General features: G+C 72.4%; 22 protein-coding genes and 1 tRNA gene. 17 read left to right on the top strand and 6 right to left on the bottom strand.

Going from position 1 to position 20,621, the window contains the following annotated elements; all coding sequences use genetic code 11:
• Positions 1–31 precede the first annotated feature (31 nt).
• Both ABT129_RS22690 and ABT129_RS22685 read left to right on the top strand, forming a co-directional pair.
• Positions 32–1,090, top strand: coding sequence for an aldo/keto reductase (locus ABT129_RS22690; protein WP_351904431.1), 1,059 nt, complete (start codon positions 32–34; stop codon positions 1,088–1,090).
• 111 nt (positions 1,091–1,201) lie between these two features.
• The gene (locus ABT129_RS22685) at positions 1,202–2,392 is read left to right on the top strand and encodes a winged helix DNA-binding domain-containing protein (RefSeq protein WP_351904428.1); all 1,191 of its coding nucleotides are present in this window, start codon (positions 1,202–1,204) and stop codon (positions 2,390–2,392) included.
• A gap of 104 nt (positions 2,393–2,496) precedes the next feature.
• Here ABT129_RS22685 and ABT129_RS22680 read toward each other — a convergent pair whose 3' ends face one another.
• Positions 2,497–3,126 carry a MarC family protein gene (locus tag ABT129_RS22680; RefSeq protein ID WP_351904425.1) on the bottom strand — a complete coding sequence of 210 codons (630 nt, stop codon included), beginning with the start codon at positions 3,124–3,126 and terminating at the stop codon, positions 2,497–2,499.
• 145 nt (positions 3,127–3,271) lie between these two features.
• On the opposite strand from ABT129_RS22680, the gene ABT129_RS22675 reads away from it, so the two are divergent.
• A complete protein-coding gene (locus tag ABT129_RS22675) occupies positions 3,272–3,688 on the top strand; it encodes a YciI family protein (protein WP_351904422.1) in 417 nt (138 codons plus the stop codon).
• A gap of 33 nt (positions 3,689–3,721) precedes the next feature.
• Here ABT129_RS22675 and ABT129_RS22670 read toward each other — a convergent pair whose 3' ends face one another.
• The gene (locus ABT129_RS22670) at positions 3,722–5,185 is read right to left on the bottom strand and encodes a DHA2 family efflux MFS transporter permease subunit (RefSeq protein WP_351904419.1); all 1,464 of its coding nucleotides are present in this window, start codon (positions 5,183–5,185) and stop codon (positions 3,722–3,724) included.
• Positions 5,186–5,249: 64 nt separating this feature from the next.
• Between ABT129_RS22670 and ABT129_RS22665 the strand changes: the two genes are divergently transcribed.
• Both ABT129_RS22665 and ABT129_RS22660 read left to right on the top strand, forming a co-directional pair.
• A complete protein-coding gene (locus tag ABT129_RS22665; protein WP_351904416.1) occupies positions 5,250–5,915 on the top strand; it encodes a TetR/AcrR family transcriptional regulator in 666 nt (221 codons plus the stop codon).
• A gap of 100 nt (positions 5,916–6,015) precedes the next feature.
• Positions 6,016–6,303, top strand: a complete 288-nt coding sequence (locus ABT129_RS22660) for a metal-sensitive transcriptional regulator (RefSeq protein ID WP_351904413.1) — start codon at positions 6,016–6,018, stop codon at positions 6,301–6,303.
• 110 nt (positions 6,304–6,413) lie between these two features.
• Here ABT129_RS22660 and wrbA read toward each other — a convergent pair whose 3' ends face one another.
• Entirely contained in the window at positions 6,414–7,022 is a 609-nt protein-coding gene (gene wrbA / locus ABT129_RS22655; protein WP_351904411.1) for an NAD(P)H:quinone oxidoreductase, read from the bottom strand.
• 187 nt (positions 7,023–7,209) lie between these two features.
• On the opposite strand from wrbA, the gene ABT129_RS22650 reads away from it, so the two are divergent.
• Complete coding sequence (locus ABT129_RS22650) at positions 7,210–7,848, top strand: TetR/AcrR family transcriptional regulator (RefSeq protein WP_351904408.1); 639 nt, start codon at positions 7,210–7,212, stop codon at positions 7,846–7,848.
• Positions 7,849–7,869: 21 nt separating this feature from the next.
• Here the strand turns inward: ABT129_RS22650 and ABT129_RS22645 are convergent, their stop codons facing one another.
• A complete protein-coding gene (locus ABT129_RS22645; protein WP_351904405.1) occupies positions 7,870–8,649 on the bottom strand; it encodes a TetR/AcrR family transcriptional regulator in 780 nt (259 codons plus the stop codon).
• Between the two features lie 136 nt (positions 8,650–8,785).
• Here ABT129_RS22645 and ABT129_RS22640 point away from each other — a divergent pair, with 136 nt between their 5' ends.
• From ABT129_RS22640 to ABT129_RS22620, 5 genes are all read left to right on the top strand, one after another.
• On the top strand, positions 8,786–11,056 hold the full coding sequence (locus ABT129_RS22640; protein ID WP_351904403.1) for an ATP-binding cassette domain-containing protein: 2,271 nt from the start codon (positions 8,786–8,788) through the stop codon (positions 11,054–11,056).
• A 78-nt stretch (positions 11,057–11,134) separates the two neighbouring features.
• Entirely contained in the window at positions 11,135–11,695 is a 561-nt protein-coding gene (locus tag ABT129_RS22635; RefSeq protein ID WP_351904400.1) for an RBBP9/YdeN family alpha/beta hydrolase, read from the top strand.
• A gap of 95 nt (positions 11,696–11,790) precedes the next feature.
• Complete coding sequence (pip, locus tag ABT129_RS22630) at positions 11,791–12,789, top strand: prolyl aminopeptidase (RefSeq protein ID WP_351904397.1); 999 nt, start codon at positions 11,791–11,793, stop codon at positions 12,787–12,789.
• A gap of 42 nt (positions 12,790–12,831) precedes the next feature.
• Entirely contained in the window at positions 12,832–13,473 is a 642-nt protein-coding gene (locus ABT129_RS22625) for an HhH-GPD-type base excision DNA repair protein (RefSeq protein ID WP_351904394.1), read from the top strand.
• Between the two features lie 115 nt (positions 13,474–13,588).
• On the top strand, positions 13,589–15,142 hold the full coding sequence (locus tag ABT129_RS22620) for a M28 family metallopeptidase (RefSeq protein ID WP_351904391.1): 1,554 nt from the start codon (positions 13,589–13,591) through the stop codon (positions 15,140–15,142).
• A 21-nt stretch (positions 15,143–15,163) separates the two neighbouring features.
• Here the strand turns inward: ABT129_RS22620 and ABT129_RS22615 are convergent, their stop codons facing one another.
• Positions 15,164–16,879, bottom strand: a complete 1,716-nt coding sequence (locus tag ABT129_RS22615; protein WP_351904388.1) for a helicase HerA-like domain-containing protein — start codon at positions 16,877–16,879, stop codon at positions 15,164–15,166.
• Positions 16,880–16,976: 97 nt separating this feature from the next.
• On the opposite strand from ABT129_RS22615, the gene ABT129_RS22610 reads away from it, so the two are divergent.
• Positions 16,977–17,273 carry a type II toxin-antitoxin system VapB family antitoxin gene (locus ABT129_RS22610; RefSeq protein ID WP_015034993.1) on the top strand — a complete coding sequence of 99 codons (297 nt, stop codon included), beginning with the start codon at positions 16,977–16,979 and terminating at the stop codon, positions 17,271–17,273.
• Positions 17,274–17,388: 115 nt separating this feature from the next.
• Positions 17,389–18,018 (top strand): LytR C-terminal domain-containing protein, encoded by a 630-nt coding sequence (locus ABT129_RS22605; protein ID WP_351904385.1) that lies wholly within the window; start codon positions 17,389–17,391, stop codon positions 18,016–18,018.
• 77 nt (positions 18,019–18,095) lie between these two features.
• Here the strand turns inward: ABT129_RS22605 and upp are convergent, their stop codons facing one another.
• Positions 18,096–18,731 carry a uracil phosphoribosyltransferase gene (gene upp / locus ABT129_RS22600; protein ID WP_056564851.1) on the bottom strand — a complete coding sequence of 212 codons (636 nt, stop codon included), beginning with the start codon at positions 18,729–18,731 and terminating at the stop codon, positions 18,096–18,098.
• A gap of 93 nt (positions 18,732–18,824) precedes the next feature.
• On the opposite strand from upp, the gene ABT129_RS22595 reads away from it, so the two are divergent.
• The 4 genes from ABT129_RS22595 (at position 18,825) to ABT129_RS22580 (ending at position 20,461) form a co-directional block, all read left to right on the top strand.
• Positions 18,825–19,034 (top strand): hypothetical protein, encoded by a 210-nt coding sequence (locus tag ABT129_RS22595; protein ID WP_351904382.1) that lies wholly within the window; start codon positions 18,825–18,827, stop codon positions 19,032–19,034.
• Between the two features lie 217 nt (positions 19,035–19,251).
• Complete coding sequence (locus ABT129_RS22590) at positions 19,252–19,788, top strand: tRNA adenosine deaminase-associated protein (RefSeq protein ID WP_351904379.1); 537 nt, start codon at positions 19,252–19,254, stop codon at positions 19,786–19,788.
• Positions 19,789–19,880: 92 nt separating this feature from the next.
• Positions 19,881–20,309 (top strand): tRNA adenosine(34) deaminase TadA, encoded by a 429-nt coding sequence (gene tadA, locus ABT129_RS22585; RefSeq protein ID WP_351904376.1) that lies wholly within the window; start codon positions 19,881–19,883, stop codon positions 20,307–20,309.
• A 67-nt stretch (positions 20,310–20,376) separates the two neighbouring features.
• A tRNA-Ser gene (locus tag ABT129_RS22580) sits at positions 20,377–20,461 on the top strand.
• Positions 20,462–20,621 lie beyond the last annotated feature (160 nt).

Raw genomic sequence — 20,621 nt, 5'->3', positions numbered from 1 at the left:
TGGAGCGCACTCCAGTTCCTAGAGTGCGCTCATGCGCTATCGGGTACTCGGCGGGACCGGGATCGAAGTCAGTACGTACTGCCTCGGCACGATGATGTTCGGAGCCGTCGGCAATCCGGACCACCAGGATTCCGTACGGATCATCCACGCCGCTCTCGACCGCGGCATCAACTTCGTGGACACCGCCGACATGTACTCGGCCGGCGAGTCCGAGGAGATCGTCGGCAAGGCGCTGCGCGACTCCCGCCGCCGCGAGGAGACCGTCCTCGCCACCAAGGTGTACTTCCCCTTCGGCGGCGAGGGCCCCAACCGGGGCGGTCTCTCCCGCCGTTGGATCACCCGGGCCGTCGAGAACAGCCTCAAGCGGCTCGGTACCGACTGGATCGACCTCTACCAGGTCCACCGGCCCGACCACCGCACGGACATCGAGGAGACCCTCGACGTCCTCGGCGACCTCGTCACGCAGGGAAAGATCCGGGCGTTCGGCTGCTCCACCTTCCCCGCCGAGGAGATCGTCGAGGCCCACGCCGTCGCCGAGCGGCGCGGGCTCCGCCGCTTCCGCTCCGAGCAGCCGCCGTACTCCCTGCTCGCGCGCGGTGTCGAGACGTCCGTGCTGCCCGTCGCCCAGCGGTACGGGATGGGCGTGCTGACCTGGTCACCGCTCGCCTCCGGCTTCCTGACCGGCAAGTACCGCAAGGGGCGGGCGATCGACCTGACCAGCGGGCGGGCCGCGCTCACCCCTCACCGCTTCGACCCCGCCCTGCCCGGGAACGCCGCCAAGCTCGACGCAGTCGAGGAGTTCGTCGCGCTCGCGGACGAGATCGGCTGCTCCCTGCCCGAGCTCGCGATCGCCTTCGCCGCCGCTCACCCGGCGGTCACCTCGGTCATCATCGGCCCCCGGACCATGGAGCAGCTCGACGGCCTGCTGAAGGGCGCGCCCGTCCTGCTCACGGACGACGTCCTGGACCGGATCGACGCGATCGTGCCGCCCGGCACGAACCTCTACCAGGCGGACGGCGCCTGGCGTCCGCCCGCCCTGACCGATCCGGCACTGCGTCGGCGCCCGCTGGACGAGCGGGCGGCCTCCTGACGCGGAACGCTCCGGGTTGCTTCGGGCCGCTCCGGGACCCGACGGGTCGTGAGGGCGTCCGTATGACGGATTCCCTCGGCTCGGGCCCTTCCCGGGGCCATGCTTGGCCGCATGGGTGAGACGAGCACGAGGACGATCGGCGCGGCCGAGCGCAGGGCCCGCATCGGCGTACGGCACCGGCTGGCCGGGACCGCCCGGGCGGGATCGGCGGAGGAGGTCGCGGGCTCGCTCGTGGCGCTGCACGGCACGGATCCGGCGAGCGTGTTCCTCGCGGTGGGGGCGCGGCTGTCCGGGAAGGCCGGGCCCGTCGCCGACGTCGAGCGGGCCCTGTACGAGGACCGGTCGATGGTCCGGATGCACGGCATGCGGCACACGGTCTTCGTGCTCCCCGCCGCCCTCGCCCCCGCCGTACAGGCTTCGACGACCCGGCCGGCCGCCGTCCGCGAACGCACCGCGCTCCTCCAGCACCTGGCGGCCGGCAGCTCCTTCGACGCGGAGTGGCTGGCGGAGACCGAGCGGCTCGTGCTCGCGGAGCTGGCGGTACGGGCCGAGGCGACCGGAAGCCAACTCGGCGGGGCCGTACCGGCGTTGAGGTCGACGTACGTGTACGGGAAGGGCACGCGCCAGGAAGGCGTGCAGTCGGTGGCGAGCCGGGTGCTGCGGGTGCTCGGCATGGAAGGGCGGATCGTACGGGGGAGGCCGCAGGGCGGGTGGACGTCGAGCCAGTTCCGCTGGGCGCCCGCCGACCCCCACCCGGAGCCCGATCCGGCGGAGGCGCGGGCGGAGCTGATCGGTCGCTGGCTGCGGGCCTGTGGTCCGGCGACCGAGGCGGATCTGAAGTGGTGGACCGGGTGGAAGGTCACGGACGTGCGCGGGGCGCTCGCCGCGGTCGGGGCCGTGCCGGTGACGCTCGACGAGGGGACCGGGTTCGTCCTGCCGGACGACCTCGACCCCGTACCGGAACCCGAGCCGTGGGCGGCGCTGCTGCCGGCGCTCGATCCGACGCCGATGGGCTGGCAGGGCCGTGATTGGTACCTGGACGCGGAACACCGGCCGGCGCTGTACGACCGGAGCGGGAACATCGGGCCGACGGTGTGGTGGAACGGCCGGATCGTCGGCGGCTGGGCGCAGCGCCCCGACGGCGGGATCGCCCACCGGCTCCTCACGGACGTGGGCGCGGCGGCGGAACGGGCGATCGGGGCGGAGGCGGCGCGGCTGGCGGAGTGGGTGGGGGACGTACGGGTGACGCCCCGGTTCCGCACACCGCTGGAGCGCGAACTCGCCGCCTCCCCGGCCGAATGACGCGGGCGGGGCCCGCGATGCCCGCCGGTGACGGGGTCGCGCGGTACGGCGGGGTCCGGCCGGGTCGGTGAGGGGGCCGCGCGGTACGGCGGGGTCCGGCCCCGTCAGTGGCGTTCGTACAGGCCCGGGACGCCCAGGTCGGCGAGGCCGTCGAGGATGAGGTCGACTCCGACGGCGGCGAGCAGCAGACCGAGCAGGCGGCCGAGGAGCTCGATCGTGGCGTGGTGGGTGCGGCGCAGGACGCGGGCGAGGAGCAGGACGCAGATCAGGTCGAGGGCGATGACGGCCACGTACGCGCCGACGACCGTGGAACGCCAGCTGAAGGAGTCCCGGGCCGCCGCCTCGATGAGCACCGCGGTCATCGCGAGCGGGCTCACGACGTACGGCATCAGCAGCTCCCGCACCCCGCTGACCAGGTCGGGGGCGTCCTGGTGGGTGGTGGGCGAGCCGAGGTGGAGGCCGAGGACGAGCCCGACGGCGTAGATGAAGAAGATGACGCCGCCCGCGAGCTGGAGCGCGGGGGTGCTGATGTGGAAGACGTCGAGCAGCCACGGGGCGGTGATGCCGGTGAGGAGGCCGACGAGCACGGCCGCGCCGGAGGAGATGAGCGCGATGGTCCGCAGCTGGCGGGCCGGGTGGACCTGCGCGAGGCCGGCGAAGGCGAGGAGGACCTTCGGGGGGCCGACGACGGAGAAGAAGGTGATGAAGGCGGCGGAGAAGCTGAAGGCGTTCACACCGAGATCATGGTGCGGGCGGGTGATTTCTCCTGTTTTTCCGGCCGGGGCCCGTCGCGGTGTCGAGAACGGCCCGGCGGCTCCGACTCTCCTGCGAGAGGCAGTACCCGCAGGAGAGCCGGAAACGAGAAACGAGGAGGACGTCATGAAGTACCTGGTGATGGTGGAGGGCGCGCAGGCCGACTACGAGGCCATGGTGGGCCGCCCCAGCGAGGACAGCCCCGCCTGGAACAAGTCGGACCTCGAAGCGATGTTCGCGCACATGAACGCCATCAACGAGGAGCTGGCGGCCAACGGCGAGATGGTCGACGCCCAGGGCCTCGCGGCCCCGTCCACCGCCCGGTTCGTGACGGTGGACGGCGACGGCAGGCCGGTCGTCACCGACGGCCCGTACGCGGAGACGAAGGAGGTCATCGCCGGCTACTGGCTCCTCGACTGCGCCTCGCTGGAACGCGTCACGGAGATCGCCGCCCAGGTCGCCCGCTGCCCCCAGCCGGCCGGCGCCCCGGCGTACCCGGTGGTCATCCGCCCGGTCGACGAGACGGGGCCGACCCAGGACTGACGGCCGGCCCAGGACTGACGGCCGGCCAGGCCGTCAGTGCACCCCGTGGGGGCCGCCCGTGGAATGGGGGCGGCCTCGGGGGATCAGGAGGGGGGAGGTGAGGGCGGCGGTCGCCGCTGTCAGGGTGCAGAGGGTGTAGGCCGTCGTGAGGCCGTCCGGGGTGGGGGTCGTGGTGGTCAGGGCGAGGGTCGAGACGATCGCCACGCCGATGGAGCCGCCCAGCTCGTGGAACGTGTTCACGATGCCGGACGCGAGGCCCGCCTCGTGCGGGGCGATCAGGCCCAGGGCCGTCGTCGTCGCCGTGACGAAGACCGCGCCCAGGCCGAGCGCCGCCGTCGCCAGGGACGGGAGGAGGGTGGTCCAGGGGCCGGAGCCGGGGCTGAGGAAGGTCAGCGGCAGGCAGCCGAGGGCCGCGACGGCCAGCCCTCCCGTCGCGCAGGCGCGCGGGCCGGCCGTGGTCACGAGGCGGGCGCCCAGGTGTGCGCCGATCGCCGTGGTGAGGGCCACCGGGAGGAAGAGGAGGCCGGTGCGGAGGGCGTCGAGGTGGTGGAGGTGCTGGAGCTGCATCGAGCCCAGGAAGAAGAACGAGATCAGCAGCGCCGTCGCCACCAGCATCAGGAGTGAGCCCGCGACGACCGGTCGCCGGGTGAGCGTCCGCGGGTCCATCAGCGGGGTGCGGGTCCTGCGCTCGGCCGCCGTGAAGCAGGCGTAGAGCGCGAACGAGCCGAGCAGGGGCAGCAGGGTCGCCGCCGCCGTCCAGCCGGAGTCTCCCGCCCTGACCAGGGCGTAGACGAGCGTGCCGGTCGCGGCCGTGACGAGGAGGGCGCCGGGGATGTCCAGGGCGGCGCCGGTGCCCGTACCCGCCCCGTCTCCTTCCCGCTCGCCCCGCGGCGGCGTCTTCGCCACGTACCTCGGGAGCAGTGCGAGGACCGCGAGTCCCACGGGGACGTTGACGTAGAAGATCCACGGCCAGCCCGGGCCCGCCGTGAGGGCGCCGCCCAGGAGGACGCCCACGGCCGAGCCCGTGCCGCCGATGGCGGCCCAGATGCCGAGGGCCCTGGGGCGTTCCGTGCCGTGGAACGCCGTGGTGACCAGGGCGAGTGCCGCCGGCGAGAGGAGCGCGGCCCCGACGCCCTGGGCGACGCGGCCGCCGAGCAGGACGGTCGCGTTCGGCGCGAGGCCGCAGGCCAGGGACGCGGCGGTGAAGAGGGCCAGTCCGGTGAGGAGGACGCGCCGGGCGCCGAGGGCGTCGGCGAGGCGTCCGCCGAGGAGCATGAGCCCGCCGAAGCAGAGGGTGTACGCGGTGATGACCCAGGTCAGGGCGGTGCGCCCGAGTTCGAGGTCGGTGGCGAGCGCGGGCAGGGCGACGTTCACCACCGTCACGTCGAGGACCAGCATGAACTGGGCCGCACAGATCAGCCCGAGGGCCGTCCAGCGGCGCGGGTCGGGGTGCGGGTGGGCAGGGGCGGGGGAGGGCACGGCGGCTTGGGTGGGCATAACTGAACTGTACGGGTCAGTACAGTTGAACTCAAGAGTACACTTCCGTTGCTAGGGTGGACCCATGGACGCCCAGCCCCCCAAGCCCGCCCCCACCGGCGCCCGCGCCGCCCGCAAGCGGCAGGCCGTCGTGCGGGCCGCCCGCGACCTCTTCCTCCGCGAGGGCTTCGGCGTCGGCATGGACGCCATCGCGGCCGAGGCCGGCGTCTCCAAGGTGACCGTCTACAACCACTTCGGCAGCAAGGAAGCCCTCTTCACCGCCGTCGTCGCGGGCGTCCTCGACGAGCCCCTGGCCGCCGACGGACAGGCGGAGGAAGGGCCCGACCTCTCACGCCTCACCCGGGCCGACGGCCCCGACGCGCTCAAGGCCGCGCTCACCGAGGCCGGTCACGCCTGGGGCCGCGCCGTACGCGCCGACACCGAGGGCCGCGCCCTGCGCACCCTCGTCGCCACCGAACTCCACCGCTTCCCCGAGCTGGGCCGCGCCTGGCGCGCGCACGGCCCGGCCGGCCACCATCCCGCCGTCGCGGACGCCCTGCGCGCCCTCGCGGACCGGGGCCTCCTCGACGTCCCCGACCTGGAGGTCGCCGTCCTCCAGCTCTACTCGCTGCTCGTCTTCCCGCACATGGTGTTCGAGCAGTACGGGGCGGAGCTCACCGAGGAACTGGGCGAGCGGCTCGTCGTCGACGGGGTGGAGATGTTCCTCGGCCGGTACGCCCCCGCGCCCTGACGTGTACGTGGCTCCTCGGGCCCAGGTGTCATCCTTGGTCTTCGACGGAACCCCGTGCGGGGAGTAAGTTACCCCCTGGGGTATCTGTGGAGGAGTGGCTGTGGAACTGGATCTCGCCGGCGCGGAGCTGAAGGCGGTACTGAACCGGCTGCGCAGGGCACAGGGCCAGATCGCCGGCGTGATCCGGATGATCGAGGAGGGCCGGGACTGCGAGGAGGTCGTGACCCAGCTGGCCGCCGCCTCCCGGGCCCTCGACCGGGCCGGGTTCGCCATCATCGCGACCGGACTCCAGCAGTGCCTGACCGACGTCGAGGACGGGCGCCGGAACGGCGAGGACCGCGACGCGATGCGGGCCCGGCTGGAGAAGCTCTTCCTCTCCCTCGCGTAGAAGCCCCGCCCGGCCCGTAGACCTTCCGGCCCGTAGACCCTCCGGCCGGTCGACCCTCCAGCCCGTCGCCCTCCGACCGGTCGGCTCTCCGGCCGGTCGCCCCCGGTCCGTCAGTCGACCGCGAGGCCCTTCAGGCGCTTCGCGATCCTCGTCAGGCGCTCGCCCTGGTAGCGGGCGGCCGCGAGGACGTTCTCGCCCGGGGCGCCGTTCGCGCCCGGGTGCGCGGTGCCGTACGGGTTGCCGCCGGCCGCGTACACCGCCGGGTCGGTGAAGCCGGGCGAGACGATGACCGAGCCCCAGTGGTGGAAGGTGTTGTAGAGCGCGAGCAGGGTGGACTCGTTGCCGCCGTGCGGGTTGTGCGCGCTGGTGAAGGCGGTCGCGGGCTTGTCCGCCATGACGCCCCGCTGCCACAGGCCGCCCGCGGTGTCGACGTACTGCTTCAGCTGTGCGGCCACGTTGCCGAAGCGGGTCGGGGAGCCGAGCGCGTACGCGTCCGCCCACTCCAGGTCCTCCAGCGTGGCGACCTCCACGTCGGTGGTGGCGTCCACATGGGCGCGCCAGGCCGGGTTGGCGTCGACGGCGGCGTCGGGGGCGAGTTCGGGCACCCGGCGCAGGCGCACCTCGGCGCCGGTCTTCTCGGCCCCCTCGGCGACGGCCTGCGCCAGCCGGTGGACGGCACCGGTGGCCGAGTAGTAGATGACGGCGACCTTGACGGACATGACGAATCTCCTCAACCGGATTACTTTCCGCTTCGGTTCGAGGTTAAGCGGATTGCTATCCGGTTCGCAAGGGCGGCGGGTATGCTCACATCGAGGAGCGACCGGAGCAGGGGGAGACGGGACGCGGACGAGGCACACGGAGAACGGCGCGCGAGGGACAGCGCGCCACGGGCAGAGGAGTCGGCAGATGAGCACGGAGAACCCGCGGGCCGGAGACACGGCGGCGGCCTCGCCGCTCGGCCTGCTCCCCACCGTCGGCGCCCCCGCCCCCGAGCGCGCCGACGCGGCCCGCAACCGGCGCAAGATCCTCGACGCGGCCGCCCGGATCGTCGCCGAGGACGGCCCCCAGGCGGTCACCATGAACCAGGTCGCCCACGCCAGCGGCATCGGCGTCGGCACCGTCTACCGCCGCTTCGGCGACGTCTCCCAGCTCCTGTGGGCGCTCCTCGACGAACGCGAGCGCCGGTTCCAGGAGGCGTACATGAGCGGCCCGACGCCGCTCGGGCCGGGCGCGCCGGCCGCCGAACGGCTCGACGCCTTCCTCGACGCGCTCGTCGACCGGGTCGGCGAGCAGCGCGAGATCCTGCTCGCCGCGCACTCCGCCGCCCCCCGCGCCCGCTACCACAGCGGCGCCTACCGGGTGATGCACACGCACGTGGCCCTGCTCATCGGGCAGCTGCGGCCCGGGTCCGACAGCGCGCTCCTCGCGCACCTGCTGCTCGCGCCGTTCTCGCCGGACGTCGTGCACCATCTGACGGTCGAGCAGGAACTGTCGGCGGACCGCCTCAAGGAGGGCGTGCGGGAGCTGCTCCGCCTGCGGGCCTGAGGGCCGAGAGCCCTCCGCCCCTCACGCCCCGCCCAGCGCCGCCAGCCCGTCCAGGACCCGTGCCAGGCCGAAGCCGTACGCGTGGTCCGCGTCGTACAGGCCGTTGTACGCGATCGCCGAGGCCTCCCCCACCCGCGTCGCCAGCGGGAACCGCGACTCGTCCAGCGCCTTGGCGAGCAGCGGCTCGTGGGCCTCCCACCACTCCCCGTCGGACATCGCGCTCTCCCGCTCCACGGCCCGCGCGTCGAGCTCCGCCCGCGCGCCGGACTGCACGAAGCCGAGGACGTACGTCAGGGCCGAGTCGCGGGCCACGTCGTCGAGGCCGAGGCCTTCGAAGGCGGCCAGCTCGTACTCGTACTTGGCCATCACGCCGGGCCCCAACGGAGCCCGTACGATGCGGAGTTCGACCAGCCAGGGGTGGCGCAGGTGCAGGGCGCGGTTGGCGTCGGCGACCGCCGTGACGCGGGCCCGCCAGGGCTCGTCGGGACGGAACGGCGGCCGGTCCACGCGGAGGAAGACGGTGTCCAGCATGAGGTCGAGGAGCTCGGCCTTGCCGGGGACGTACGTGTAGAGCGTCATCGGGGTCACGCCGAGGTGCTGGGCGACCGCGCGCATGGTCAGGGCGTCGAGGCCGCCGCCGTCGGCGAGGGCGAGGGCGGCGTCGACGACGGCGTCGACGGTGAGGCCCTGCCGGGGGCCCCGGCGTCCGGCCGGGGCGGTGGAGCCGTCGCGCCACAGGAGTTCCAGGGTGCGGGCCGGGTCGCCCGCGCCACTGCTGTTCTTCCCCTTCGCCGTCACCATGTCGTTCCGTTCCCGCCGCGTCGCGCGTCACCAGCTCTTGGCTCATTCTTGCAGGTCAGAGCCGTGAACACTAACTTCGTACGATGTATAGAGTACCCTTCCCGGGCAAGCAGGCAGACCATCGGAGGGCGCACGCATGAACCACCCCGTCGCAGCGGACAGCCACCACGTCATCCAGGTCCGCGGGGCCCGGGAGAACAACCTCAGGAACGTCGACGTCGACCTCCCCAAGCGCCGCCTCACCGTCTTCACCGGCGTCTCCGGCTCCGGCAAGTCCTCCCTCGTCTTCGGCACCATCGCCGCCGAGTCGCAGCGCCTGATCAACGAGACCTACAGCGCCTTCCTGCAGTCCTTCATGCCGTCCCTCGCCCGCCCCGACGTCGACGGACTGCACAACCTGAGCGCGGCGATCGTCGTCGACCAGGAGCGGATGGGCGCCAACTCCCGCTCCACCGTCGGCACCGCCACCGACGCGTACACGATGCTGCGGATCGTCTTCAGCCGCCTCGGCACCCCGCACGTCGGCACCTCGGGGGCGTTCAGCTTCAACCTGCCCGAGGGCATGTGTCCGCGCTGCGAGGGCGCCGGCCAGGTCTCGGACATCGACGTCGACGAGCTCGTCGACCGCACGAAGTCCCTCAACGAGGGCGCCATCACCGTGCCGGGGTACGCCGTCGACTCCTGGATGTGGCAGATCATGGCCCACTCCGGTTTCTACGACCCCGACAAGAAGCTGGCGGACTTCACCGAGCGGGAGTGGGAGGACTTCCTCCACAAGCCGTCCTGCAAGGTGAAGGTCGGCACCAACAACTTCACCTACGAGGGCCTCGTGGTGAAGCTCCAGCGGACCGTCCTCTCCAAGGACCGGGAGGCCATGCAGGCCCACATCCGGGCCTTCGTCGACCGGGCCGTCGGCTTCCGCACCTGCCCGGAGTGCGAGGGCGCCCGGCTCACCCGGGCCGCGCTGTCCTCCCGCATCGAGGGCGTGAACATCGCCGAGTGCTCGGCGATGCAGATCAGCGACCTCGCCGCGTTCGTGCGCCGGATCGAGGAGCCCTCCGTCGCCCCGCTCCTCGCCGGCCTGCGCGAGCTGCTCGACTCGCTCGTCGAGATCGGCCTCGGCTACCTCTCCCTCGACCGGTCCTCCGGCACGCTCTCCGGCGGCGAGGCCCAGCGCGTGAAGATGGTCCGCCACCTCGGCTCCCCGCTCACCGACGTCACGTACGTCTTCGACGAGCCCACCACCGGACTGCACCCGCACGACGTCCGGCGCATGAACGACCTGCTGCTGCGGCTGCGCGACAAGGGCAACACCGTCCTCGTCGTCGAGCACAAGCCCGAGGTCATCGAGATCGCCGACCACGTGGTCGACCTCGGGCCGCGGGCCGGGACCGCGGGCGGCGAGATCTGCTACAGCGGGAACGTGCCGGGGCTGCGCACCTCCGGCACCCTCACCGGGAACCACCTCGCGCACCGGGCGAAGCTCCGGACGGAGGTACGGGTGCCCACCGGCGCCCTCGCCATCACCGGCGCCACGCAGCACAACCTCAAGGACGTGAGCGTCGAGATCCCGACCGGGGTCCTGACCGTGGTCACGGGCGTGGCGGGCTCCGGGAAGTCCTCGCTGATCCACGGCAACCTGCCGGGCCGCGAGGGGGTCGTCGTCGCCGACCAGTCCCCCATCCGGGGCTCGCGCCGCTCGAACCCGGCGACGTACACGGGACTCCTCGGCCCGATCCGTACCGCCTTCGCCAAGGCCAACGGCGTCAAGCCGGCCCTCTTCAGCGCCAACTCGGAGGGCGCCTGCCCGCGCTGCAACGGCCTCGGGCTCGTCTACACCGACCTGGCCATCGCGGCGGGCGTGGCCTCGGTCTGCGAGGAGTGCGAGGGCAAGCGGTTCACGCCCGAGGTCCTCACCTACCGGCTGGACGGGAAGAACATCCACGAGGTCCTGTCCCTGTCGATCGAGGAGGCCCACGACTTCTTCACGGCCAAGAGCCAGGCCCGCACGATCCTCGGCCGCCTCAAGGACGTCGGCCTCGGCTACCTCCGCCTCGGCCAGCCGCTCAACACGCTCTCGGGCGGCGAGCGGCAGCGGATCAAGCTCGCCATCCACATGGCGGAGAAGGCCGCCGTCTACGTCCTCGACGAGCCGACCACCGGCCTCCACCTCGCCGACGTCGACAAGCTGCTCGCCCTCCTCGACCGGCTCGTCGAGGCCGGCAACACGGTCGTCGTGATCGAGCACCACCAGGCCGTGATGGCCCACGCCGACTGGCTGATCGACCTCGGCCCCGGCGCGGGCCACGACGGCGGCCGGATCGTCTTCGAGGGCACGCCCGCCCAACTCGTCGACAAGGCCGACACCCTGACCGCCCGTCACCTCAAGGAGTACGTGGGCGGCTGAGCCGGCCCCGAACGGCGCGGCGCCCCGGTCCGTGGACAGCGGTGGACCGGGGGCCGGCGCCGGTCGCAGGATCCTGCCATGACCACCTATCTGATCCTGCACGGCTACCAGAACCGCCGCCCGCCCGGGCACTGGCAGCACTGGCTCGCCGGGGAGCTGCGGGAACGCGGCCACGAGGTCCGCTACCCGCAGCTGCCCGAGCCCGAGGCGCCCGTCCTCGACGCCTGGCTCGCCGCCCTGGAGGAGCACGGCGGGCGACCGGCCGAGGGCGAGTTCGTGGTGCTCGCGCACAGCCTCTCGGTGCTGCTCTGGCTGCGCGCGGGCGCCCGCAGACCCGACGCCGACCGGGTGCTGCTCGTCGCACCGCCGTCACCGCCGGTGACCGCGTCGATCCCCGGGATCGCCGCCTTCGCCGACGGCCTCGACCTCACCGAGACGGGGCTCGACGCGCGTCTGGTGTACGGCGACGGGGACCCGTACGCCCCCGAGGGCGCCGACGTGCACTACGGCGACCCGCTCGGACTCGACAGGGACTTCGTGCCCGGCGGCGCGCACCTCAGCCCGGACTCGGGGTACGGGGAGTGGCCCTCGCTCCTGAAGTGGTGCGAGGACCCGGCGGTACGGATCGGGGCCCGGTAGCCGCGCCCGGCGGCGGCCGGGGGTGCCCGGTCCGATCCGGCCGGATCGGGCGCGAGCCCGGCCCGATCGGCAGGACATCCCCTAGGCTCGGCCGGATGTACCCGGAGACCGCACCGTACGACCAGGGACTGCTCGACGTGGGCGACGGCAACCGCGTCCACTGGGAGGTCTCCGGCAACCCGTCCGGCAGGCCCGCGCTCGTCGTCCACGGCGGGCCCGGCTCCGGTTCCTCCCCGCACAACCGGCGGTACTTCGACCCGGAGGCGTACCGCCTGGTCCTCTTCGACCAGCGCGGCTGCGGCCGCTCCACCCCGCACGCGAGCGATCCGGCCGCCGACATGGGCGTGAACACCACCGCGCACCTGGTCGCCGACATGGAGCGGCTGCGCGAGCACCTGGGGATCGACCGGTGGCTGCTGTACGGCGGCTCCTGGGGCTCCACGCTGATCCTGGCGTACGCGCAGGCCCACCCCGAGCGGGTCTCGGCGATCGTGCTCAACGGGGTGACCACCACCCGCCGCTCCGAGATCCACTGGCTGTACGAGGGAGCCGCCCGCTTCTTCCCCGAGGCGCACGCCCGCTTCCGGGCCGGCGCGGGCACGGTGGCGGGGGCCGGGACGGAGCCGTGGACCGGGGTGGAAGCGGGGACGGAGCCGGGGGCCGGGGTGTCCGGTCTGGTGGCCGCCTACGCCGCCCTCATGGGCCACCCCGACCTCGCCGTACGCCGGCAGGCCGCCGCCGACTGGTGCGCCTGGGAGGACGCCGTGCTCTCCCTGGAGGGGATGGGCACCCCGTACATCGACCGGGTCGACGACACCCGGCTCGGCTTCGTGCGGATCTGCTCGCACTTCTTCGCGCACGGCGCCTGGCTGGAGGAGGGCGCCCTGCTCCGCGACGCCCACCGGCTCGCCGGAATCCCCGGCGTCCTGGTCCACGGCCGCGGCGACCTGGCCGGGCCCCTCGACACCGCCTGGGAGCTGGCGCGGGCCTGGCCGGACGCCCGGCTCCGGGTGATCGAGGGCGCCGGTCACCTGGGCGGCGAGGAGACCCGGAAACACCTGCTCAGCGCCCTGGACGGCTTCGCGAAGGGGTGAATCCACCGGGCGGACGCCCGGCCCCGGCGGGATGATCGGTACATGAGCACCAAGTCCACGGGCCCCCGCTCCCAGACCCCCGACATCCACCTCGCGCAGCAGCCGGACGCCGACGCGCTGCTCGGCCGGTCCCCGCTCGCCGCGCTCGTCGGCATGCTCCTCGACCAGCAGGTTCCGATGGAGTGGGCCTTCTCGGGGCCGTACACCATCGCCTCGCGGCTCGGCGCGGACGATCTCGACGCGCACGAGATCGCCGCCCGGGACCCGGAGGAGTTCGCCGCGCTGCTCTCCGAGAAGCCGGCCGTGCACCGCTACCCGGGGTCGATGGCGCAGCGCGTGCAGCAGCTGTGCGCCTTCCTGGTCGAGGAGTACGGGGGTGACGCCGAGGCCGTGTGGGCGGACGCGGCGACCGGGAAGGAGCTGCTCGCGCGGCTCCAGGCGCTGCCCGGTTTCGGCAAGCAGAAGGCGCAGATCTTCCTGGCCCTGCTCGGCAAGCAGTACGGGGTGCGGCCGGCGGGCTGGCGGGAGGCGGCGGGGCCGTACGGCGAGCAGGGCGCGTACCGCTCGGCGGCCGACATCACGGGTCCGGAGTCGCTGGCGAAGGTGCGGGCGCACAAGCAGGAGATGAAGGCGGCAGCGAAAGCCGCGAAAGCCGCCAAGGATGCGAAACCATCCGGGAATTGATAATTCCAGATGTCAATCCTGCTCAAGGTGACAGGAATTGTGGAGAAGGTGTTCACAGGAGGCCCCGCAGATCGCTAACTTCCCCTCAACCTCGTCCGTAACGGGAAGGACTTCTGTGAACGCTACCCAGCGCCGAGCCGCGGCCATTCTGGCCGCCGCCGCCCTCGCCACCCCGCTGGTCCTCAGTGGCACCGCGACCGCGAAGCAGGACCCCAACGCGGCCCCCGCTCGCGATGCCGCCAAGCTGGCGAAGAAGCTGGTCCGCGAAACCACCGGTCAGGACGCCTTCAAGCACCTGCAGAAGTTCCAGGCGATAGCCGACTCGGCCGGCGGTCACCGCGCGGCCGGCTCCCTCGGCCACGACGCCTCGGCCGCGTACGTGTACACGCAGCTCAAGAAGGCCGGCTACAACGTCTCGTACCAGAGGTTCGACTTCGAGTACACGGAGACGCAGGCCGAGAAGGCCTCCGTCGTCTCGCCCGCGCCGCGCACGCTGGACATCAAGGCGATGACGTACACCAAGTCGACCCCGGTCGGCGGCATCACGGCCGGCCTCGTGGCCGTTCCCGTGGACGCGGACGGCACCACCGGCTGCGAGCCGGGCGACTTCGCGAGCGGCACCTTCACCGGCAAGATCGCGCTGATCAAGCGCGGTGGCTGCACCTTCGCGGTGAAGCAGGAGAACGCCGCCGCGGCCGGTGCCGCCGCCGCGATCATCTACAACAACACCGACGGCGCCCTCTCCGGCACCCTCGGTGCCGCGACCGCCGGCAAGATCCCGACCGGTGGTCTCACCCAGGCCGAGGGCAACCAGCTCGCCGCCGACCTCGCGAACGGCCCGGTCTCGCTCTCCCTGGAGATCCGCCAGCTCCAGCAGATCCGTTCCACCAACAACGTCATCGCGGAGACGAAGGGCGGCAACGCCGCCAACACCGTGATGCTCGGCTCGCACCTCGACTCCGTCACCGCCGGCCCCGGCATCAACGACAACGGCTCGGGCTCCGCCGGTCTCCTGCAGACCGCCCTGGAGCTCGCCGCGTCGAAGGAGAAGGTCCGCAACAAGGTCCGCTTCGCCTGGTGGTCGGCGGAGGAGAACGGTCTCCTCGGCTCCGAGCACTACGTGAAGAACCTGACCGCGCTCGACAAGAGCGAGATCAAGCTCTACCTGAACTTCGACATGATCGCGTCGCCGAACTACGGCCTGTTCGTCTACGACGGCGACGACTCGGACGCCACCGGCGCCGGCGCGGGCCCGGCGGGCTCGGCCCAGCTGGAGCGCGACATCAACGACTTCCTCGACAAGGGCGGCATCCCGCACGAGGGCACCGACTTCACCGGCCGCTCCGACTACGGCCCGTTCATCGGGGTCGGCATCCCCTCCGGCGGTACGTTCACCGGCGCCGAGGGCATCAAGACCGCCGGCCAGGCCGCCAAGTTCGGCGGCCAGGCGGGCATCGCGTACGACGTGAACTACCACGCCAAGGGCGACGACCTGAAGAACGTCAACCGCAAGGCGTTCGACATCAACATCGACGTCATCGCCAACGCCGTGGGCACCTACGCCCACGACATCTCCTCGCTCCGCAAGCCGGTCGTCTCCGTCCCGACCACGGGCGACGCGGGCAGCGGCGGCGGCCTGCACGGCGACCACCACGAGGTCACCGAGTAGGACCCGTCCCCGTGAGGACCGTCACCGCCCGCGGCGGGCGGTCCCGAAGATCGACCGGCTGATCTCCCGGCCCAGCTGGGTGCCGATCGACCGGGCGAGGGACGTGAAGATCCCACTGCCCACCACCTGTTCGGCGAGCGAGGGTTCCGGCTTCGGAGCCCTCGCTCCGCCTTTCGCGGACTCCTTCCCGGCCTCCTTCGCGGCCTTCTCGGCCTCCTTCGCCGCCGCCGCCTCCAGGGCCGCCGCCTCCGCCGCCCGCTGCTCGGCCGTCAGCTTCTCGTACGCCGACTCGCGGTCCACCGCCACCGCGTACCGCCCGTACAGCGCCGAGCCCTTCACCGCCGCGTCCAGGGCCGCCGCGTCGACCGGCCCCATCAGCGACTCCGGCGCCCGCAGCCGGGTCGCCGCCACCGGCGTCGGGGCACCCCGCTCGCTCAGTACGGTGATCACCGCCTCGCCCGTACCGAGGCCCGTGAGCACCTCCTCCAGGTCGTACGGCGAGTTCGGGAAGGTCCGCACCGTCGCCTTGAGGGCCTTCGCGTCGTCCGGCGTGAAGGCGCGCAGCGCGTGCTGCACCCGGTTGCCGAGCTGGGCGAGCACGTCCGAGGGCACGTCCTTCGGCGTCTGCGTCACGAAGAAGACGCCGACCCCCTTCGAGCGGATCAGCCGCACGGTCTGGGTGATGGAGGCCAGGAACGCCTTCGACGCCCCGCCGAAGAGCAGGTGCGCCTCGTCGAAGAAGAAGACCAGCTTCGGCTTCTCCAGGTCGCCGACCTCAGGAAGGTCGTGGAAGAGGTCCGCCAGCATCCACATCAGGAAGGTCGAGAAGAGCTGCGGCTTGTCCTGCACGGCCGGCAGCTCCAGGACCGAGACGACACCCCGCCCGTCCGCCGCCGTCCGCAGGAAGTCGGACGTGTCGAACTCCGGCTCCCCGAAGAAGTCCCCCGCGCCCTGCTGCTCGAAGGCCGTGATCGACCGCAGGATCACCCCGGCCGTCACCGTCGAAAGACCGCCGATCCCCTTGAGCTCGGCCTTCCCGGTGTCCGAGACCAGGAACGCCACCACCGCCCGGAGGTCCTTCAGGTCCACCAGCTCCAGGCCCTTGGCGTCGGCGTAGTGGAAGATCAGGCCGAGCGACTGCTCCTGCGTCTGGTTGAGCTGGAGCACCTTCGACAGGAGTACGGGGCCGAAGCTGGTCACCGTCGCGCGCACCGGGATGCCGGGGCCGGTGCCGCCGAGGCCGTAGAACTCGCAGGGGAAGCCGGTCGCCCGCCACTCCTGGCCGACCTGGGCCGCCCGCTCCCTGACCTTCTCGCCGTCCTGGCCGGGGGCCGAGACGCCGGAGACGTCACCCTTGATGTCGGCGAGGAAGACCGGCACGCCGTGCGCCGAGAGCTGCTCGGCGATCAGTTGGAGCGTCTTCGTCTTGCCCGTGCCCGTCGCGCCGGCCACCAGGCCGTGGCGGTTGAGGACGGGAAGCGGGATGCGGATCGGCGCGTCCGGGTGACAGACGCCGTCCCAGAGCAGAGCCCCCAGATCGAGTGCCGCGCCCTCGAAGGCGTACCCGGCGGCGATCTCGGCGGCGGGCCCGTCGAGGGGAGCGGCCGGGGCCTCCGGCCGCGCTCCGGGCCCGGCTTCCGGGGCTCCCGGGGCCTCCGGGGAGGCGGGCGCCGCTTCGGCCGGAGGGGCCTCCGAGGCCCCTCCGGCGTCGGCCGGTGGCTGCTCGCTCACGCTCATCACGGCACCCCAATTTCGGTTTTGTCACGGTTTGCACCAGCATCCCACTGCCCATGCATGGCTGCGCCGGGAGCCGCTCGCCCGGTAGGCTTTCCGTGTGATCTTCAAGCGCATCGGAAACGGAAAGCCGTATCCCGACCACGGCCGGGAAAGCACCCGGCAGTGGGCGGACGTCGCCCCGCGCCCGGTCCGCCTCGATCAGCTGGTCACCACCAAGGGCCAGCTGGACCTGGAGACGCTGCTCGCCGAGGACTCCACCTTCTACGGCGACCTCTTCGCGCACGTCGTGAAGTGGCAGGGCGATCTCTACCTCGAGGACGGACTGCACCGCGCCGTCCGCGCGGCGCTCCAGCAGCGTCAGGTGCTGCACGCCCGCGTTCTGGAAATGGACTGACGGCGCCCACCGGCCCCGTCCCCGCTGACCCTTTCGGGGTCAGTTCGCCCCCATCCGGACGCGATCACATGATCATCAAGTAGGCATCGCCGACGGGCGGCATTACGCTGCGCTCATGAGCATGCTCACTCCCCCTGGAATGGGCGGAAAGTACCGCATCACAGGGGACACCTACCCCCGCATGCGCCGCCCGCGGCGCCGGCGCAGGATCGTCCTCGCGGCCGCCGCCGCCGTGGTCGTGCTCGGCGCGGCCGGCTGGGGCACGCTCCAGCTCGTCGACGTCTTCTCCGGCGACGAGGGCAAGAAGACGACGGCCGGGAAGCAGTCCGACTGCAAACCCGCCCCGAAGGCGACCGGCGCGCCCGCCACCGCGCTCCCCAAGCCCGGCCAGATCACGGTCAACGTCTACAACGCGACCCCGCGCAGCGGTCTCGCCAAGACGACCGCGGACGAGCTCAAGAAACGCGGCTTCAAGATCGGCAAGGTGGGGAACGCACCCACCGCCTACGACAAGAAGGTTCCCGGCGCGGGTCTGCTGCTCGGTGCCACGACCGCCACCAAGGGCGTCTTCCCGGTCCTCGGCACCCAGCTCAAGGGCGCCACGACCAGGACGGACACCCGGGCCACGGCGGACGTGGACCTGATCATCGGGACCGCCTTCAAGAACCTGTCCCCGAAAACGACGGCGGACGCGGCCCTGGTCGCCCTGACCAGGCCCGCGCCCGTACCGACCGGAAAGTGCTGACGCTCCGGCCGACGCACCCCTGAGGAGCCGCTCGGCGGAGCCGATGGTTCCGCTGTTCGGCGGAGCCGACAGCTCCTTTACTCGGCGGAGCCGTACATGCGGTCGCCCGCGTCGCCCAGGCCCGGGACGATGTAGCCGTTCTCGTTGAGACGCTCGTCGACCGAGGCCGTCACGACGGTGACGGGGGTGCCCGCGAGCTCCCGCTCCATGACCTCGACGCCCTCCGGGGCGGCGAGGAGCACGACCGCGGTCACGTCGTCCGCGCCACGCCTGATGAGCTCCTGGATCGCCGCGACCAGCGTGCCGCCGGTCGCCAGCATCGGGTCCAGGACGTACACCTGGCGGCCCGAGAGGTCCTCCGGCATCCGCGTGGCGTAGGTCGACGCCTCCAGCGTCTCCTCGTTGCGGATCATGCCGAGGAAGCCGACCTCGGCGGTCGGGAGCAGCCGGACCATGCCGTCGAGCATGCCGAGCCCGGCGCGCAGGATCGGGACGACCAGCGGACGCGGGTACGAGAGCTTCACGCCGGTCGTGGGCGTGACGGGGGTCTCGATGTCGACCTGCTCGGTCCGGACGTCCCTGGTGGCCTCGTAGGCGAGCAGGGTGACCAGCTCGTCGGCGAGCCGACGGAAGGTCGCGGAATCCGTGCGCTTGTCGCGCAGAGTGGTGAGCTTGTGGGCGACCAGAGGGTGGTCGACGACGTGGAGACGCATGACTCAACAGTAGCCCGCCGCGCACTGGCATCGACCCACGCCGCTGGGGGAAGGTGGGGGACACAGGGACCCAGCGATGGGGTGGAGTGACCCATGCCCGACCTGGAACGACCGGCCGAGGGAACCGCCGAGAGGGCGGCACGGAAGCCGGAGCAGGAGACCGACGCGGAGCGCCGCAGGCGACGCGCCCAGTTCCTCCGCGAGCTGAACGAGGCCAAGGCGCTGCGCGAGCGCGTGCAGCCGAGACGCGCGCGGGCCGCCCGGATGCGCCAGCAAATGCGGATGCGGACCTTCCGCTGGTGAGGGGCCCGCCCGCGCCGACCTGCGGCCCTCCCCGGTGCGCCCCCTGCGTGCGCCGGGGTCGCACGCCCGCCCTATGGCGGGGTCGTTCAGACTGATGCACGACGCAAGAGCCGAAGACCTCTCCTGTGGGCGCCGTTTCTGTCACGATGCCGATTGGGCGGGCCTTCAGCAGGGCGCCGCCGGATCGTCACACCTCTGATCAGTGGGAGAGAGTCAGGTGTACTTCGCCGCACTGCTCGCGCGCACCGAAGACGGGTGGGAAGCGAGCGACACGGAGCTCGACGACGTGGAGACCCTGTCGGATCTGACCGAGCTCGCTCGCGAGGCCTCGGACGACGACACGGTGATCGTCTTCATCGAGCAGGAGGACGCGTGGTTCGGGATCGTACGGATCGAGGGTGAGGAAGACCCTCGCATCTACGTCTCGGACGGCGCCGCCGCCGCCCGTTCCTCGTACGGGGAGATCCTCACCCGGGAGATTCTCGGCGACGACCTGGACGAGCTCGTCGACGAGCTCGAGTCGCTGGACCTGGACGGCACGGAGGACGGGGAGCCGCTCGACGGCGCCCCGGACGAGGACGACGAGGAGACGAGCGTCGCCGCGGAGGCCGTACCGGCCGCTCCGGTCGGCGACCGGCTGATCCTCGCGGACCTCGGCCTGTCTCCGGCCGACCTGCTGGCACTCGAAACCGACGCGCTCTCGGAGATCGCGGACGCGCTGGGGGCCGCCGAGGTCCTGGAGGCCGTCCGCTAGTGGCACCCGCTGTACCTGTTCCCGACCCCGTGAGCGGTCCCGTGAGCGGTGGTCGGGAGTCCGATCCCGTACGGGACCCCTGGCGGGCTGCCATGCGGATCGCTCTCGCCGAGGCCGACGCTGCCGTGCCGGCCGGTGACGTACCGGTCGGCGCGGTCGTGCTCGCCCCCGACGGCACGGTGATCGCCCGCGCGCACAACGAGCGTGAGGCGACCGGTGACCCCACCGCGCACGCGGAGGTACTGGCGCTGCGGCGCGCGGCCGCGGCGACCGGGGAGTGGCGTCTGACGGGCTGCACGCTCGTCGTGACCCTGGAGCCGTGCGTGATGTGCGCGGGCGCGCTCGTCCAGTCGCGGGTCGATCGGGTGGTGTTCGGCGCGCCGGACGAGAAGGCCGGCGCGACCGGTTCGCTCTGGGACCTCGTGCGGGACCGGCGGCTCAACCACCGCCCCGAGGTGATCGAGGGCGTGCTCGGCGAGGAGTGCGCGGAGCAGCTGACGGCCTTCTTCCGCACCCGCTGAGCCCCCTCCCGACCTCGCCGGGGATACGGATTTCATCGCGGCGGAAGTTTCGGCTAAGCTCTCTCTCGGTAGCGTGTCCGAGCGGCCGAAGGAGCTCGCCTCGAAAGCGAGTGTGGGGAAACTCACCGAGGGTTCAAATCCCTCCGCTACCGCTTCAGAAGGGGCCCGACGCATCAGCGTCGGGCCCCTTCGGCGTATCCCCGGCATCGCCGGAGGCACGGGAAAGGCCCCGGCCGCGCTCGGGGCCGCACCGGACCGGCCATGCCCGCAGTATTCAATACGGCAGGCCCCGACGGCACGACGTTCACGATC

It is taken from the genome of Streptomyces sp. NPDC002057 (genome assembly GCF_040296665.1).
GTDB lineage: Bacteria > Actinomycetota > Actinomycetes > Streptomycetales > Streptomycetaceae > Streptomyces.
This window is presented reverse-complemented; position numbering and strand designations above follow the sequence as displayed.

What these genes read in the sequence shown, in the direction of transcription:
- ABT129_RS22635 (WP_351904400.1), top strand. Translation starts at nt 11,135, where the DNA reads ATGACCACCTATCTGATCCTGCACGGCTACCAGAACCGCCGCCCGCCC.
- ABT129_RS22650 (WP_351904408.1), top strand. Translation starts at nt 7,210, where the DNA reads ATGAGCACGGAGAACCCGCGGGCCGGAGACACGGCGGCGGCCTCGCCG.
- tadA (WP_351904376.1), top strand. Translation starts at nt 19,881, where the DNA reads ATGCGGATCGCTCTCGCCGAGGCCGACGCTGCCGTGCCGGCCGGTGAC.
- ABT129_RS22645 (WP_351904405.1), bottom strand. Translation starts at nt 8,649, where the DNA reads ATGGTGACGGCGAAGGGGAAGAACAGCAGTGGCGCGGGCGACCCGGCC.
- ABT129_RS22690 (WP_351904431.1), top strand. Translation starts at nt 32, where the DNA reads ATGCGCTATCGGGTACTCGGCGGGACCGGGATCGAAGTCAGTACGTAC.
- ABT129_RS22625 (WP_351904394.1), top strand. Translation starts at nt 12,832, where the DNA reads ATGAGCACCAAGTCCACGGGCCCCCGCTCCCAGACCCCCGACATCCAC.
- ABT129_RS22670 (WP_351904419.1), bottom strand. Translation starts at nt 5,185, where the DNA reads ATGCCCACCCAAGCCGCCGTGCCCTCCCCCGCCCCTGCCCACCCGCAC.
- ABT129_RS22685 (WP_351904428.1), top strand. Translation starts at nt 1,202, where the DNA reads ATGGGTGAGACGAGCACGAGGACGATCGGCGCGGCCGAGCGCAGGGCC.
- wrbA (WP_351904411.1), bottom strand. Translation starts at nt 7,022, where the DNA reads ATGTCCGTCAAGGTCGCCGTCATCTACTACTCGGCCACCGGTGCCGTC.
- ABT129_RS22665 (WP_351904416.1), top strand. Translation starts at nt 5,250, where the DNA reads ATGGACGCCCAGCCCCCCAAGCCCGCCCCCACCGGCGCCCGCGCCGCC.
- pip (WP_351904397.1), top strand. Translation starts at nt 11,791, where the DNA reads ATGTACCCGGAGACCGCACCGTACGACCAGGGACTGCTCGACGTGGGC.
- ABT129_RS22640 (WP_351904403.1), top strand. Translation starts at nt 8,786, where the DNA reads ATGAACCACCCCGTCGCAGCGGACAGCCACCACGTCATCCAGGTCCGC.
- ABT129_RS22595 (WP_351904382.1), top strand. Translation starts at nt 18,825, where the DNA reads ATGCCCGACCTGGAACGACCGGCCGAGGGAACCGCCGAGAGGGCGGCA.
- ABT129_RS22605 (WP_351904385.1), top strand. Translation starts at nt 17,389, where the DNA reads ATGAGCATGCTCACTCCCCCTGGAATGGGCGGAAAGTACCGCATCACA.
- upp (WP_056564851.1), bottom strand. Translation starts at nt 18,731, where the DNA reads ATGCGTCTCCACGTCGTCGACCACCCTCTGGTCGCCCACAAGCTCACC.
- ABT129_RS22675 (WP_351904422.1), top strand. Translation starts at nt 3,272, where the DNA reads ATGAAGTACCTGGTGATGGTGGAGGGCGCGCAGGCCGACTACGAGGCC.
- ABT129_RS22615 (WP_351904388.1), bottom strand. Translation starts at nt 16,879, where the DNA reads ATGAGCGTGAGCGAGCAGCCACCGGCCGACGCCGGAGGGGCCTCGGAG.